6 protein-coding genes are annotated in these 16,384 nt (G+C 69.1%); 4 read left to right on the top strand and 2 right to left on the bottom strand.

Features of this window, described 5'->3' with window-relative positions:
• Positions 1-241: 241 nt before the first annotated feature.
• Positions 242-772 (top strand): alpha/beta fold hydrolase, encoded by a 531-nt coding sequence (locus tag ACZ6NZ_RS05555; RefSeq protein WP_465856051.1) that lies wholly within the window; start codon positions 242-244, stop codon positions 770-772.
• Here the strand turns inward: ACZ6NZ_RS05555 and ACZ6NZ_RS05550 are convergent.
• Positions 765-3,680, bottom strand: a complete 2,916-nt coding sequence (locus ACZ6NZ_RS05550; protein WP_465856049.1) for an AfsR/SARP family transcriptional regulator — start codon at positions 3,678-3,680, stop codon at positions 765-767. The two genes, ACZ6NZ_RS05555 and ACZ6NZ_RS05550, sit on opposite strands and share 8 nt — an antisense overlap.
• A gap of 477 nt (positions 3,681-4,157) precedes the next feature.
• Here ACZ6NZ_RS05550 and ACZ6NZ_RS05545 point away from each other — a divergent pair, with 477 nt between their 5' ends.
• From ACZ6NZ_RS05545 to ACZ6NZ_RS05535, 3 genes are all read left to right on the top strand, one after another.
• Positions 4,158-6,947 carry an ATP-binding protein gene (locus ACZ6NZ_RS05545; RefSeq protein ID WP_465856047.1) on the top strand — a complete coding sequence of 930 codons (2,790 nt, stop codon included), beginning with the start codon at positions 4,158-4,160 and terminating at the stop codon, positions 6,945-6,947.
• Between the two features lie 126 nt (positions 6,948-7,073).
• Positions 7,074-7,595: a monooxygenase family protein gene (locus tag ACZ6NZ_RS05540; RefSeq protein ID WP_357347308.1), complete on the top strand. Its 522-nt coding sequence runs from the start codon at positions 7,074-7,076 to the stop codon at positions 7,593-7,595.
• Between the two features lie 79 nt (positions 7,596-7,674).
• Positions 7,675-8,931: a YhgE/Pip domain-containing protein gene (locus ACZ6NZ_RS05535; protein ID WP_465856044.1), complete on the top strand. Its 1,257-nt coding sequence runs from the start codon at positions 7,675-7,677 to the stop codon at positions 8,929-8,931.
• Positions 8,932-9,337: 406 nt separating this feature from the next.
• Here ACZ6NZ_RS05535 and ACZ6NZ_RS05530 read toward each other — a convergent pair whose 3' ends face one another.
• Positions 9,338-16,327 carry a hypothetical protein gene (locus tag ACZ6NZ_RS05530; protein ID WP_465856042.1) on the bottom strand — a complete coding sequence of 2,330 codons (6,990 nt, stop codon included), beginning with the start codon at positions 16,325-16,327 and terminating at the stop codon, positions 9,338-9,340.
• Positions 16,328-16,384 lie beyond the last annotated feature (57 nt).

The following is a 16,384-nucleotide window of genomic DNA, read 5'->3' as shown; positions in this document are numbered from 1 at the left end:
GCATGGCAAGCACGCTAACGCCACTCCCTGAAGAACTTCTTACCGGATCTCCGGAGGGGCTTACGAGTAGTGCGCGGACGCGATCATCGGGTAAGTAGAAATATATTGCCGATGGGCACTATCGATATCGACGATGCCGTCGGTGCGCGGTCCTGGGAGGTTCGTGGTGCGTCCGAGTGTGACTCACGAGGTACGCGTGGGCGAGCTGACTCTGGCCTGCCACGTTCGTGGACGCGGTCCTGTGTGTGTGGTTCTCCCGGAGACGCGCGGGCACCACCTGCGTATCCCGCTCGTCGAACGTGAGCTGACGATGGCGTACGTCGGGCCGGCCGGCCCGGCCGCGTCGGGCACGGACCCGAGCGATGGTCTCCGTCTTGAGGTGCGCCATCTGCACGAGGTGGTCAGGAGCTTCGGCGTCGAGCCCGTGTTCGTTCTCGGTCACGGGCTCGGGGCAGCCCTCAGCAAGGCGTACGCGCGGTGTCACCCGGACCGGGTGGCCGGCCTGATCCTCTACGCGACGGGGCCAATCGCCGACGTGCGCGACGACCCGCCCCCGCTCACCGTGCCGACGCTCGTCGTGACGGACTGGCCCGACACCGACTGCGCCACGGAGCCGGTCGACGTCCTGCGCCACAGCATTCCCGACACCCGCCTCGTGACCTTGCGCGAGAGCGGCCGTCAGGCTCACCTGGCGGAACCGGAACGCTTCGCCTACCTGCTCCTGGAGTTCACCCGACGAATCTCCGGTCCGGTCCGTACCGCTCTCACGTGACGTCAGCCGACGAGGGACGCGGGGCGGACCGCGCCAGCCGCTGGGCCAGACGTCGCAGGTCGGCCCGCATGTGGTCGGGCCCTCCGTCCTGGAAGGACCCGAGCACCTCATGGGCCTGTCCGTAGGCATCCTGCGCGCCGCGCGCGTCACCGACGGTGAGCAGCAGTTCGGACAGGCCGCGGAACACCTCGAAGCGGTTCGGGCCATGGCCCATCTCGCCCGCCGTCCTGGCCGCCAGCCTGAGCTGCTGGACGGCGTCCCGTGCTCGGCCCATGTTCGTGAGGTTCCGGGCCATGGCGACCCGAATGCGGGCGTCCTCGTGCCGGTACTCGATCTGAGCGTTGAGATCGAGAGCCCGTTGCAGCACCCGGGTCGCCTGCTCGTGCTGACCGAGCCACGTCAGGGACTGACCGTTGCAGTCGAGGCTGCGGACCCTCGCGTACGTGTCGCCCGCAGCACGGTTCAATGCCACCGCCTTCTCGCTGTCCGCGAGGGCCAGGTCATGCCGCCCGAGCGCGCTGTGCACCCGGTGCAGATCGACGTACGCCATCGCCTGCTCGGGCAGCATGCCCTGCTCGGCGAAGATGTCGAGGGCGGCTCGGAGGAGGCCGAGCGCCTCCTCGTTGGCGCCGGAGAACAACCGCGCTCGGGCCAGCGAGCGCAACACCTGCGCCTCGCCGATCACGTCACTTCGCTCGCGGGTCGCCCGAAGGGCGTGCCGCATGACGTCCTCCCAGTCCCGGAAGAACCCGAATCCCTCCAGGTACTGCTGCGTCGTGACGGCGAGGTGCCACGGGACGATGCCGTAGTCGACCTCGGCCGCGACCTTCACGGCGTCCTTGAGAGTTTCCCGGTGCAGGGCGAACCAGCTCAGAGCCTCCGCGTATGAGGCCTGCCGCTCCGGGACGACGCCGGACAGGGGCGGCGGCGGCACGATCGGAGTTCGGTGCGGTTCGCGCATGAGCTCGGCGTTGGAGCTGCTGTGCAGGTAATGCTGCAACAGGCGGCTGATCGCGGCGCACTGCTCGTCGGGCGACTCGAGAGTCAGGAACAGCTCCTGCGCGTACGCCTTGACCAGTACGTGCGACGTGAAGTGACCGCGGTCGTCCTCGGTCACGAGCGCCGCCTCGGTCAGTTCCTCGAGCAGCGCCCGGGCCTGCGAGAGCCGCAGACCGGCGAGGCTGACGCACGCCTCGACCGTGATGCCCGCGGTGAACGCGACCGACAGCAACCGGAACAGCCGGGCGGCCGACGGCGTGAGCTGCCGGTAGGACCAGGAGAACGCGGTCCGCGGATCGCTCACCTCACCACGTCCCTCGAACGCTGCCAGAAGCCGGGCACCGTCCCGCAGCTCGGCAGCTACGGCGCCCAACGACAGGTGTGGACGCGCGCTGAGTCGGGCCGCCAGGATCGCAAGTGCCAGCGGCAAGCGGCCGCAGAGTTCGATGATCTCGTCGATGGTCCCCGCGTCGTCGCCCACCGCAAGGGTTCGACTGCGCATCGCGGCAAGGCGAGCGCCCAGCAACTCCCGGGCGTCCGGCAGATCCGGAGGGTACGCACCGAGCAGGCGCGTGCTGTCGGACGCGGCCAAGCCGACCAGCGGCTGTCGACTGGTGATCAGCACCAGGCTGGCAGCCGAGTCCGGCAGCAGGGGCCGAACCTGCGCCGAGTCCCGCACGTTGTCCAGGACGACGAGAATTCGCATGCCGGCGGTGAGGCTGCGATACATGCCGACAAGCGCGTCGAACGTGTCCGGGATATCCGTTCCGTGGACGCCCAGCGCATACAGCAGCGATCGCAGAGCATCGCCGGCGAGGACGCTTCCCTCCTCGCCCCGGTGTCCCTGGAGATCCAGGTAGAGCTGGCCGTCGGTGAACTCGTCGGCAACCGTGTGCGCGAAGCGCACGACAAGCGTCGACTTGCCGACGCCACCCATGCCGTCCACCGCGACCACCATCGGACTGGTACACCCTCCGGCACGCATCTCCCCGACAAGGTCGTTGAGGGTGTTCAGCTCGGCCCTCCGTCCGACGAAGAGCGGCTGGTCCGGCGGGAGCTGCGCCGGATGCACCATCGGGACCGGTCGCGACCGGCCCGCCAGCAGAGGAGCTTCCGCCTGGTCGCGCTCGTCCGTGGGCGGCACGGCACTCTGGGTCAGCACTCGTCGCTGGGCTTCCCGCAGTTCGCGCCCCGGGTCGATGCCCAGTTCCTCGGCGAGCCGGTCCCGGATGGTCCGGTGCGCGACGAGGGCCTTGTCCTGGTAACCGGCAGCGGCAAGTGTCGTGACGAGGCTGGCGTGCACCGGTTCGTTGAGCCGGTCGATCTCCGTAGCCAGGCGTAGCGGGGCAAGGGCCTCCGCGGGTCGGTCGACCTGGACGGCGACAGCTGCGGCGCTGACGGCCGCGGCGAGGAACTCACCGTCCACGCCCGCGAAGGTGGCGGTGGCCACCGTGAATTCCGCCAACGCGTCGCCCGCCGGTCCCTGGCAGAGCCGCAGCGCGCTGACGTAGTGGTCGAGCGCCTCGTCCGGGCGCCCACCGGCGGTGCTCATCTTCGCCGCGGAGACACGTTGGCGGAACGCCACCAGATCAAGCGTCTCGGGACCGGCGGTGAAGCGGTATCCGGTGCTGTGACGGGTGAGGTAGCTTCCGGAGGATCGTGGCGGCAGGTCCGGCTCGAGCAAGCGGCGCAGCGCCCCTACGTACTTCTGGATGATGTTGGCCGCGCAGGCCGGCGGATCGGACCCCCAGATCAGGTTGATCAGATCGCTCATGCTGACCGGCCGACCGCTGCGGACCAGCAGTAGCGCAAGGAGGCACTGCTGCTGCCGAGGACCCGAATCCAGCTCGACGTCGTCCCGCCACACCCGAAGGGGACCCATGACCTGCAGACGCAGTCGCGGCGTCACCGACCGACACCTGCGGAGCCGATCATCGATCGCGCGCTGGGCCGAGCATGCTCGAGGTGGATCGCGGGGGCGCTCGGCTGACCGGGGTCGACCGTGTCGGGCGAAGGCTGTCGCGTCGTCGGGTACATGCTGGTGGCTCGCATCTCATGTCATCAAGTGCCACGCCGTTCGGTTCGTCGGCAGTGCCAATCCTGACCAGTGGCGCGGGGTCGCGGCATCACACGTCCTGACGGTCGCTGTGCCACCGCCGCTGCGGGGCCGCGCGCGAACCCGTGGCTCACATCGCACGAATGCGCAGGCCAGCTTCGATCGGATCACACAGATGCGCGACAGATTGCACGAATTGAGCCGAAATGAGATCCTTACCGCTGGGCAGAGGGGGTTAACTCACCCGCGCCCGTCGACCTCCGCACGGGAGTCGTGCGCAGCCAATCGCCGTTGCGAGGGGTAGTTCCGATCCGACGGCCGGAGGAGTCAATGATCAACCCTGCCGGCGCTCGGCCCGGTTCGCAACCGCTGCGTGGCCGAGACGCCGAACGGAGCGCCGTCGAGCACCGCGTCGACCGATTGGCAGCGGGGGAGGGTGGCGTCGTCGTCGTCGAGGGTGCGCCGGGCAGCGGCAAGACCAGCTTCCTGAACGAGGCGACCGCCGCCGCGCGCGACCGGGGCATCCGCGTGTTCAGCGGGTCAGGCCAGGCCGCATCGATCGGCGTGCCGTCCTGGCTCCTGCTCGAGACGTTGACCGACGACGCGCCGGTCGACCTCGACAATCTCCGGCGGGTGACCGAGCGGCCGGAGGGAGGCTTCTGGCTCGTTCAGGAGGTGCACGAGGGCCTGGAGAAGGCAGCCCTACAGTCCCCCGTCATGATCGTCATGGACGACTTCCAGTGGGCCGATCTGGCCACCGTGAACGCGGTTCGGACGTTGACCCGACGGCTGTCCTCCGATCCTGTTCTCTGGGTCATCGCCCTACGGCCCGACCCGCCTGCGCCTGTCCGTGCCGCTGTCGACCAGATGAGCGCTCAGACAGGCACCGTCGTCCCGCTCGACGCCCTCGACATCCAAGCCGTCGCGCAGATCGCGCACGACATCCTCGGCGCGAGGCCGGACGAACGGCTCGCCGACATGCTGGCCGGCGCCCCCGGCCAGCCGCTGCAGCTCCTCGAGTTTCTGCACGGGCTGCGGGACGAACAGGCCGTGGATGTCCATGACGGCATCGCGGTGTTGCGCGCACCTCGCATCCCTCTGCGGTTCCGCGACTCGATCCGCGAGCAGGTACGGCTGCTTTCGAACGAGGCTCGCCTGGCCGTCGAGTTGGCCTCGGTGCTCGGCCGCACGTTCACCGTGGAGCAGCTCGCCCGGATGCTCGATCGCCCCGTCTCCACCCTGCTGGCCCCACTGCGGGAGGCGCTGGACGCCGACCTGCTCGTCGAGAGCGGCGACGCCTTCGCGTTCCGGCACGACCTGGTCCGCGAAGCTGTCGACAGCGGCCTGCCCGGACCTCTGCGCCGTGCGCTACGCCGACAGGCCATCGATGCCAGCCTGGCCACGGGAGCGCCCGCGAACGAGGTAGCCGCCCTCGTGATGGAGACCGTCAGCTACGGCGACCGGGGCGGGATCGAACTGCTTCGGCGTGCCGCGACCGAAATCGGGCTCCGCTCCCCCGCGCTCTCCGCCCAGATCAGCACCAGGGCCTTCGAACTGACGCGTCGTGATGATCCGGATCGCGCGGCTCTGCTCACCGAGACCATCCACCACCTCGTCCTCGCCGATCAGGCGCCGAAGGCGTTCGAGCTTCTCACGCAGAGCCAAGGACCGGTCCTCGACCGGGGCGCGATGGCCCAGATCCGACGACTGACAGCCGAGGCCATCCTGCCGTTCGACGCCAGGCAGGCGGTGGAACTGTGCCGCGAGGCGCTCGCGGACGCCGGGCTGTCCGCCAACCTCCGCGCCCGGTTGTACGCGGTGCTGGCCGGCGCGCTGGGCATCGTCGGGCAGCCGGACGAGGCCCTGCGTGCCGCCGACACCGCGGTCGGCCTGGCCAGCGATGCCACGGATCCTCTCTCGCGCTCGGCCGTGCTGGTCGCAAAGGCGGTCGCCGACTTCCACCTGTGCCACTGGTCGAGCGGACTACGCGCAGCCGACGACGCGATCCGACTCCGCAACGAAATCCCCGACGCCCGCTCGTTGTCACTGCCCGACGCGTGGAAGGCGATGATGCTCGACGCGACGGGCCGGATGACCGAGGCGTGGCGGCTCGCTGATGAGGGAACCCGGCTGGCGCAGGTGGATGGCCAGGTCGCCAACATGCGCGTGTGGTCGATGATTCGAGCGCGGGTGCACCTGCGCGCCGGCCGGCTGCAGGACGCGCGGGCCGAGGCCGAAGCGATCCAGGCAATGTCATACGAGCTCGGCAACCACAACTATCTCTACACGGCCGCCTTCACCCTCGCCCTGGCTGCTATTCACAGTGGAGACCAGACCGGCATGGCGGTCGCGGAGGCGACGGCGGCCGAGATGGCCGGATCCAAGGGACCGTTCTGGCGGGGCAGGGGGCACTGGCTGTGGGCTCTGCTAGCCGAGGCCCGGAACGCGCCGGTCGACGCTCGGGCCGGCGACGAGGACATGGATTTGCTGTTCGGCGGTTGTGTCCGCATCGTGACGCTGACCGAGCACGCCGAGGTTGCCACCCTGGTCCGCCTGCTGATGCGCAGCGGGCGGCACGAGCGGGCGGAGGCCGCGGTGGCTCGTCTCGATGCCGAGCTGCACCGGCATGAGGGGGAACGCGTTGTCGCCGCCGCCCTGTGCCATGCCCGCGGCCTACTCAACTCGGATCCGGCGCTACTGCTGGAGGCGGTGGATCTCTACACCACGGACGAACGGCTCCTGCTGCGTGCCCGGGTGGTGGAGGACGCTGGCACGGTGGTGGTTCACAGGGACCGTACCCGCGGTCTGTCCCTTCTGAGCTCGGCCCTTGATGAGTGGGAGGCCATCGGCGCCGATCGGGACGCCGCGCGTGTCCGAGGACTACTGCGGCGCGAGGGCGTACGCCGGCGGGCCCCCAACCGACCCCAGGCAGGGTGGGCCGGGCTCACCGAGTCGGAGACGAGAGTGGCCCGGCTGGTGGCCCAGGGATGGACCAACCGCCAGATCGCCGAGGAGTTGTTCCTGTCGCCACACACCGTCAGCTCGCACCTGCGGCACGCGTTCGTGAAGCTGGGCGTGCGCTCTCGGGTCGAACTCACTCGCCGGATGATGACGGGATGATCTTCAGGAGAGCAGCCGCTCGTTCAGCGCGGGTCAAGTAGCTGTTCAACGCCTTCGCATGCTCGTTCAGTGCTCCCGCCTAGCGTCGCTCCCGTCAACACTCTGAGTCGTCGAAAAGAGCGCGCGGTGCACACCAAGGTCAATCGGCAGACTGTCGACCTGTCGTCATATCCGGATCTCGTGGTCGTCTATCTGGGTATGCGGGTCAACCGGCTGTACGGCCTGCGGACGCTGATGGGCTACGGCCCGCAGATCGGTCGATCCGCAGCCGACAAGCCGGAGGGTCTGCTCCATCACGAGCCCCTCCTGTGGTCCCTCTTCCCCATGCACGTCGGCATCCGCCAGTACTGGCAAGATCTGCCCGCGCTGCTGTCATGGGCGCGCTCCGAACCCCACCGCCTCTGGTGGCGCAACTTCTTGCGCGACAGCGGCGGCACCGGTTTCTGGCACGAGACCTACCTGCTCCGAGGCGGCATGGAGGCGGTCTACGACGACATCCCGAAACAGCAGGGATTCGCGGCCTTCGCCCCCGTGCACCCGGCACGCGGGCCGCTGTTCGGCTCGGCGGCGCGGGTCGGCCGCCCAGAGGACGACGTCGCCCCGGTCGTGACCGAGAAAGAGCTTTACGCCCCCGAATCAGTCCGCTGAGCCTTGCTGAGCCGATGACGTGATTGGCCAGAGCCTACCCACCGAAGAGCCGTTGACGGCACCGAAGAGAGCACACGCAATGTCGATTCGCGCCTTCCGCAGCCCGCACATCTGGGCCGTACCGGTCATCATGATCGCTCTGTTGAGCCTGGCGCTACCCGCCTGCTACCTCAGCGGCATCACGGACCCCCAGGCAAATCTGCGCCAACTACCCGTCGCGCTCGTCCTCGAACCGCAGCAGAGCGCAACCACCCCCGGCGTCGACGCGGGCGGTGCCGCCAAGTCGGTGGCCGCCGCGGTGGAGTCCGGTACGAATCCGGAGAAGATCCGGATCGTCGTCATGTCGGCCACGGAGATGACCGAGGCGTTCCGGGACAACGACATCTACGGCGCGGTGGTCGTTCCCGCGGATTTCGAACGAGGGCTCAGTGGACTCGTCGCCCCGCCGCCCGGCACGACGCCGTCGCGCCCGGTCGTGACGATCGTCAACAACGCCGGCGACGGCAACCTGGCCGCAGGTCTGGTCAGCGCAAACGTCACCCCGGTGCTGACGGCTGTGCAACGGACCCTGGGAGAACGTCTCGGGTCATCCGCCGACCCCTATCGTGGGCTCGCGCTACGGGAGCCGTTCGTGGTGCGCACCGCGCCGGATCACGCGCTGCCACCGAAGTCGGGTGCCGGCCTCACCCCGTTCTATCTGGCGCTCGTCACCATCCTCATCGGCTTCATCGGCGCGTCCACCATCCATCCTTCGATCGACTCGGCGATAGGCTTCGCACCCAGCGAGGTCGGGCCGATGACGAGCCGCCGCCCGTACCGCCGGGCCACGCGGACGATGACGCTGCTCGCGAAGCTCGCGGTGCTCGTGGCCGTGGCTCCGATCGCCGCCGCGCTGCTGCAACTGGTCGCCACCACGGTGATCGGTGTGTCCATAGGTCAGCCGCTCGCCATGTGGTTGTTGCTCAGCGCGGCCATTGCGGCTGTCGGCGTCGGAGCGCTGTCGGTGTTCGCCATCTTCGGCGCTCCGGGAGCGTTGATCAACACGTTCTTCTTCGTCGCGCTCTCGCTCGCCTCCGGCCCGGCGGTCCCCGCCGAGGCGCTGCCCGGCTGGCTCCGCACGCTGACCTCGATCACTCCGATGCAACCGATCCTCGACGGCGTACGGGCCATGCTGTTCTTCGACGGCCGCGGCGAGGCCGGTCTCACCCACGGCTGGACCAGGATCGGTATCGGCGCAGCAACCGGACTGGCGTTGGGAATCCTGACGACCTGGCTATACGACCGCAGCCCTCGGTTCTCCCGACACCCCGACGCCCAGCCACCCGCCGTAGCCTGACCGGTCCGGCGATGCCACTGCTGGGGTACGGCGGTATCGCCGGACCCCAGCAGGGCCGTGCCCGACTACACAGGCAGCCGGCCGTGGCATCGCTCGGCGCGATGTCACGGCCGGCTCGCTCGCAAGCCCGCTTCCGGACGTCAGGTGGTCGTGCGTGCCGCTTCCAGGATGACAGCGACCCGGAACTGGTCAAGCGAGGATACGACCTCGCCGCGCTTGAGGAACCGGTCTAAGCCCAGGCGACGATGTGCGGTCGGGCGTGGTTGGTGATGGCCGGTTCCAGGGTCCATGACCAGGGCGGTCACCAACTGAGGAGCAGGGGCGGCGCCGGACCGCCTCCGCCCGGCTGTGCGGGAGTCGTCGCCGGCGCCGATCCGCTCGGTCCGAGCATCCCCTGGACAGGCTGTTAGGTTTCTGCGGGATCCGCGGCCGCGTCCCTGGTTGTGAACTGGAGCAGGAAATCTGGGACGCCGACCTCCTCCGTTACTTCAGAGGTGGGCACCCCGCGGCCAGCGGCGACCACGCTTCCCCATTCGGAGGGCACGAATGTTTTCCCAGATGCGATGAAGGTGTTTACCTGCTCAACCTCCTCCGTCGGCAATCGTAGGTAGGTGTAGATTTCGTCACCGGCAGTGTTGCGGCCCATGATGAGCAACAGCGCGAAACCCTCTTGGGCGGCGCGCGCGGCCCGCTGCGTCCCGGCCAGCCGGACCAAGTCCTGGATAGAGACACCCGAATTCGCGGCGCTGTCGAGCAAAGCATTGATCGGCCGCAGAGTCTCGGCGAAGATCTCGGTCCCTTCCGCCATCGCGAGGTGCCTCAGCTGGTGACGCAGGGCGTCCCGCGCTGGCACGCCGGTTGGTAGCAAGAGCGCCACCGTTTCTCCTCGGCCGCCCCTCACCGGCAAGGAGACGGTCGCGGACGGATCGGACACCGGATGCCCGTTCGCCGTCGCGCCCGGGTCGAGCCGCTCCGCCGCACGGCGACACGCCTCAGCGAGCGACCCCAGCGATCCGATTCGGCCGTTGTACTCACGCAAGAGGTGCCGGTCGGCATCGGGGCGATCGATGGCGTACTGCACCGCGGCCAAGGCATCGCGCTGCTGCCCCGGCGCGAGCACCCCCTGCGCGGCCAGCGACGTGAGCACCTCGACGGCGAGGTACGCCTTGCTATGCAGCGGATCGGCCGTCGCGCGGACGAGCTCAGCCAAACCTGCCGGCGTCACCTGGTCTACCCACGGCAACGCGCTGAGCACCCGTTCGTTCACCCCATCGGTGTCTTGCGCCAGGCCGAGCAGCGTTCTCATGCAGTGTTCGTTGCCGTCACCGAGGATCACCAGCATCGCGCCGGCGACCGCGCGTGTCAACCAACTCCACTCCTGATCGAGGAGGGCAACGAGCCGGCCAGGAAGGTCTCTCGTCTCGCGGCTCACCGCCTCCCGCAGAGCAGCCGGCTGTTCCAGCCCGACGCCGTACAGCACCGCCAGTCCTTCGAATGTCCGCACCGGCGAGCTGGACATGGTGCCGAGACGTGCATCGATCCAGTCCAGGCCCGCGCCGATGAGGGACCCGAGCAGCGTGCCCCCTGGCACGTCGCGGCCCGCATTCGCTTCGGCGATCACGAATCGTGCCGCTCGACGTACATCGTGTTCCCATCTGTCACCGACGATGAATTCGTCGATGGCGGTGATGAGGGCGTGTAGCACGACCTTCGGGCGCAGCGTGGGATCGGCCTCCACCGCGATGCCCGCTCGCACCAGGGCCGTCGTCGCGGCGACTGCCAGTTCGTCGTCGAGGTCCGCGGCGATAGACCACAGAGCGCTCACCGCGTCGGCGACGTCGACCGTCGGTGCGTCCACGGCCATCCGCCCCAGCAGATGTCCGAGCGCGTCACATGCGGCGATAGCGAGGCCGTCCTCGTAGATCGCCTCGCCCAATAGGGTCTCCACCGCTGGTCGCCCGAGCGGTGCGATCAAGCCCAGTAGTCGTAGTGCCTCAACGGCGACGTCGTCGCCACCTGTGCGCACGATGTGCCGGGCCATTTCCGTGAGGGGATATAGCTGAGAGCTGTCGAGGCCGAAGCGGTCGGGCGTCCAGGCGATCGCCTGAAGCGCCCTGAAGAGAGCCGTCTGGCCGGCGTTGCTCAGGCCGGCACACAGCGTTGGCAGGTTGTCGATCACGGGAACGGCGACGTGCCCGAGGCTCCGCAGGAAGATGGAGCACGCTTCCTCGTCGCCTTCGAGTTCCTTCAGCACGGCGCGGAGGATTTCCGGGCTGTCGTGCAGGATGTCACGCACCGCCCAGTTCAGGTCGGCGTGTAGATGCCGGTGGCTGAGCCGGACGTCCACCAGGAGGCGGATCAGTCCGGCGATGGTGTTCGCACCCAGCCTGCTCGCTCGCAGCCGTGGCGGGCCGGGCATGCCGAGGTTCACGCTGGCGATCGCCGTGCGGGTCCGCAGGCGTACCCGATCGTCAGGGTCGCCTAGCAGCGCCGGGAGCCGGTCGACTCCACGCAGGTCCAGGTGCCCGGTTTCAATCAGCACGAGCGTCGCCAGGCGGGCGAACCGCTCGTCGGGATGCTGCTGCCAGGACAGCAGCAGAGGGTGGGTATCTGCGGCCGTCGCCACCGTCAGCAGGTCACCTGCGTCGTCGGCGAGGCCTGCATGGAGTAGAGCGGACAGACTGGTCAGGGCCGTCTCGTCGAGCCGCAGCGGCGCCACTTCCCGGCTGGCGCGCACCTGCAAGACCGCCATAGCCGAGGCGCGGCTGGCCGCATCGCGAAGCGCCGCCCAGCATGCCGTCTCGGTCCTGAACTGGGCGGCGGTGTCGTTGAGGGCGGCCAGTCCTCGCCCGCACAACGCGGCGGTAGTCAGAGCTGACCATGCCGCTAGGTGGCCAGTGTCCGCGGAGACCGGTTCGTAGCTGGCCAGGACCGCTGCGGTGTCCGCTCGGACGATGGCTTGGTCGCGCTGGGGCAGTTCGCTTGTGTGCCGGTCGATGAGCGCACGCAGGCCATCTCTCCGTGCGATGGGCAGGGCACTCAGCACGCGCACACGCTGCGCGACCGGCACGAAGAACAGCCGCCCGAGGGCTTGTTCGAGGAGGTCCTCGGCATTGGGGAACAGCCCGGAGCCAGCCATGCGCACGTACCCACAGGCTCCGGCGAGCGGCTCGGTGACGGCACCGGCGGTCTCGACGGCGAGGGTGAGCAGTTCGGGTTTGGGCTCGACGACGCGTACCCGGACGGCCAGCTCGACCGACCGCAGTCGCTGGTTCGGGTCGGTGATCCTGGCCAGCGCCCGCGCCAGGCGTCGAACGCTCCACCGTCGGCCGAGGATGGCGGCGTGCCGGATGCTGCCTCGCAGGTTCGGGTACGCCTGTTCGCTCCCGTTCAGTCCGGGTAGTCCGGTGGGGTCCGCCAGCCAACGCGTGGCCACGGTGTCCGGTGCGAGGGCCTGCGCCCGCCCGCTCGCCGCCGATCCGCGGTGGGCGGTGATCAGCCGAACCATCGTGCGCTTGGCCGCCGTTCGGTGTAACGCCGCTGCCTCGTACGCCAGGCAGAGCGCCTCGACCACATGACCGGCCGCGACGATCTGGGTGGCTAGCCGGTCCAGGAACCAGCAGCGTAGAAAGCCCCAGCGTGCGTTCAGCCCGGCCAGCACGGTGAGCGCCTCGGCGAGGTCGCCGCTCGGTGGACACGGTCGATCTAGGCACCAGTCATCGGTGGTTGCCCAGCGCGCCGACTCGCTGCCCGCCACGTCGGCCAGTACCCTCACCAGGCCGCCAGGCGTGTCGGCGATATCCCGGCCGGCGACGTCCAGCCACACCGCAAGATTGCGCTCTTTGTCGTCGTCGTCGCCGCACACCGCAATCACCAGGTCTTCGGCGAGGTGATGGTGGTCGTCGACCATGCCGGTCCGGCTTGGTGGTCTCCCGACTGTCCACCAGGTGCGGACCACGTCGGCGTAGGCGTCGGTAGTGACGCGACCGTCGACGGCGAGTGCGCGCGCGACTGAGCGCGGGGCCAACGCCGCGAGGACGTCCCGGAACAGCATCTCGGTGCGGCCCAGGCGCCAGCGGGCCCGGAGCCGGACAGCCGTGTCGCTCGCGTCCTGCACAGAGATGACCGATGCAATGACCGAGGCAGGGGATTCACCGGTGTCCAGCATCAGCAGCGCGGCCAACGCGTCGCCGCGAGCCTCCGGGCCGGCCAGGACATCGCCGGCGATCTCGGTTAGCCGGCGGACCAGTTCGCCGCTCGGCACGCTGTCACGCAGCCACGCCAACACCTGCCCGGTCAATGGCGTGTCGACGGCGATCCGGTCCGATTGCAACACGGCAGCCTCAGCCACCGCCATGTCGAGCGCCGGCCGGATCACCGTGTCCAGCAGCACCGCAGCTCGGCGCCGTTCGGCCGGCGTGCTGCCCGGTGCGTCGAGCACCGCCTGTGCCTGCTTACGCCGTTGGAGCCACTGACCGGTGCCGAGGTAGGCCGTCCCGCCGTAGAGACAGCTGACGACGCGGGTCCAGCCGATGTCGGCATGGATGCGGTCCAGTAACCGTTGGTCGTGAAGCGCCGCGCGCATCAGGTGCGGTACCGCCAGGTCGGCCGCGCCGCGCATCCTTGGACGGCGTGAGGCGGTGGTCACCCTACCCGCCGGCACCTGATCCAATAGGGCGTTGAGCAACGCATGCTGTGGCTTCGACAACTCGGACAGCACCCGCTCAGCCTCGACTGGGCGCCCGGCCGCGAGCCGCCGTTGCTGCACCGCGAGCAGGGATCGCGTCACCTGCCAGTCCTGCTCCGGGCCGTCCTGATACTGGGCTTCGTACAGCGCCCCGGCCGTCGTTCTGTCGTCCAGCCGCAGCAGGTCGATCAGGCGAGCGGCTGCAGCCGCAGCGTTCGCTGACTCACCGCGCACGTGCGCGCACAGCGCATCACGGGCGATCCGCACCGGCGACTGGCCCCGGACACCACCGTTCCAGCGCACGATCAGTTCTAGCAGGGTGGGGCGGTGGTGTGACCCGCCGTCCGCTGTGTCGACGTGGTCCGACTCGACTTCGACCGCCACCCGCACCAGTGACCGCACGTGCTGAGGGCTGAGGCCGACGAGGTCAGCCAGGCTCCGGCTGATCATTTCGGCCGCCGCGCGGCGCGCCGGTCCGCTGAGAAGCCGGCCGATGACGTCGTCGAACAGGGGGGTGGAGATGCGGCCGAGCCGGCCGAGGGCCATCCGGACGGCCTCTAGCCAGCGGGTGTCGCCGAGATGTTCGACCAGCCTTTCGGTAATGACCTCCGCCTCCACCCCATCGATGAGCCGACAGCCGGCGAAAAACTCCTGCACGGTCATGTGGCGGAATCCGTAGAGCCCTTGGCCTCGGTCCACCAGCAGATCAAGGCCGGTGATCGCCAACTCGGCCCGCGCGGCGTCCGCCGGAAGCGGTTCGCCAACCATGGTGAAGGCGGTGGCGATCGTCCGGGACAACGTGTTCCGATCGATGAGGCCGCTTCGCGAAACGCTGTGCATCTGATAGGCGACAGCAGCCTGCAGCCGTGTGAGGGTGGCGGCCGGGATCTGTGGCACCCGAAGCCCGCCCCGCTCGATGGCGTTGTCGGCCATGGTGGCGTAGAGGTCGCCGCGAAGCCAGGAGTGGTCGCCGCTGTTCAACCGCGCCGTTCCGGACACAACCGCCGAGAGTAGAGCGACCAGGAGGTACGGATTGGCCGCTAGATCCCGCAGCCCGGCGCCGCCGGAGTCGAGCGCACGGTAGACCTCGGCGCGCATCGACTCCTCGAATTCAGGCGGTCGTCCAGTCGTATCGCCGTAACCCGTGAGCCAGTAGTTCACGACCTCCCGCACGCCGCCGTCATCGAGGCGCCCGATGAGGAGCTGTTGAAACCGCTCGCCCAGTGGAGACCCGTAGTAGCCGGCGATCCGGCTGGTGATGATCGACTGGTTGCCCGGGGCCCTGCTCGGATTGTCGAGCCGGGCTCCACCGGCGGCGGCGAAGCCATCCAGCATCGCGGTGAGTAGCCGGCGGTCGGCGAGCGTGGGCACCTCGTCCAGACCGTCGACTACCAGCAACAAGCGGCGCTGCCGCAGCGCGGTCCGGGCCAGGCGCCCAAGCGCCTGCGCGGGGAGGCGGTCGCCGCTGAGCGGGTCGGCAGGCTGCTCGCCGGTCCAGCCGAGGCCGATGGCGAGCGTCGCCAGCCCTTCGACCGATTCTTCCGTTCCACCGAGCGCCGCGGCGAGGTCGACGGCACGACACAGGACCGGCAGGCGCCGCAGGTCGTGTTCGCCCGCGCCGCTGTCCAGGCAGCTTATGGCCGCGTCATGGGTAATGCGCCGCACCATGCTGCTCTTGCCGCTGCCCGGATCGCCCAACACGATGCAGCGCCATTCGGTGTCGACGACGCGGCTCGGGGAAAGGCCCGCGCGGGCGGTGAACGCGGCCCGTTCCAGGGGGCCGGCCGGTGCCAGGTAAGTCGGCAACGGGTGCTCGGCGAGTATGGCGAACTCGGCTTGCTCGGCGTTGCGGACGCGGATCAGGCGCCGCTTGGCCTGGGATCGAAGATGGTCGACTTCGGTCACGCGAGCGGGAGCCGTGGAGCCGTCACGTATGAGCAGCCCGGGAGGTGGACAGGAGACGATCGGCCTGGTGACCAACTGACCAGCGATCACGCTGTCCATGCTCCGGTGCGTGTGGGCGACCCATCGTAGGTAGGCGTCACGCAGCGGCGTTAACGCCGCTGCGTCCTCGGTCGGCCGGTCCCGCAGCAGAACGGGCTCGCAACGCGGTGTCCGGCGCACGACGCGGGCCAGTCGCCGAGCGGCGTCGGCGTCCTCGCCTTGGACAACCACAACCGGCACTCTGGAGAGCCGGGGATCGAGATGGTGCACTGGGCTGCCTGGCCGTGCCACCACCACCGTCCCCTCGCCGTCGGGATGGCTGTCCAGCCAGTAGGCGACCTGGTCCCGCATCTGGCGGTCCCGGGCAGCGTCCGGGCCGTTCGCGACCACGATCAGCAGCGCCGCCCTGTCCAGGGCTGCGTAGGTGGACCCCCAGTCCTCCGGCAGCGGCGGCGGCCCGGTGTTATACGACAGGTGCAGCGCAAGCGAATCGAGGGCGGGTAGCAGCCAGGACTCCATCCACTCTCGCGCTGTGTCAAGGCAACTGACAAAGGCTCTGGCGCTCGGTTGATCAGGCGCCGCCGTCATCGAGACGGTGAGCCGCTCGATGACTCCGGTGTTCGCGATGTTCGTGCCACCGGAGTTCGCCTGTGTCGCGTCACCCTGTTGGAACAACGGTAAATCGCGGATCAGGGCGCCGACAGCCTCCCTGGCTGACGAGGTGAGCCTGTCGGCGCCGTCCTGATCGTCCGAATGGGAGGTCACTGATTCAGTGATACCTCCTGCCGGATAGACGGACATCCAACGCCTGACCCAACTTCG

The sequence above is a fragment of the Micromonospora sp. NPDC047756 genome (assembly GCF_055587245.1).
The sequence above is the reverse complement of the archived record's forward strand: the minus strand, read 5'-3'. Positions and strand labels throughout refer to the sequence as shown.

Bases quoted from the DNA above. Each gene is read 5' to 3' on its own strand.
- ACZ6NZ_RS05545 (WP_465856047.1), top strand. From the start codon at position 4,158: ATGATCAACCCTGCCGGCGCTCGGCCCGGTTCGCAACCGCTGCGTGGC.
- ACZ6NZ_RS05535 (WP_465856044.1), top strand. From the start codon at position 7,675: ATGTCGATTCGCGCCTTCCGCAGCCCGCACATCTGGGCCGTACCGGTC.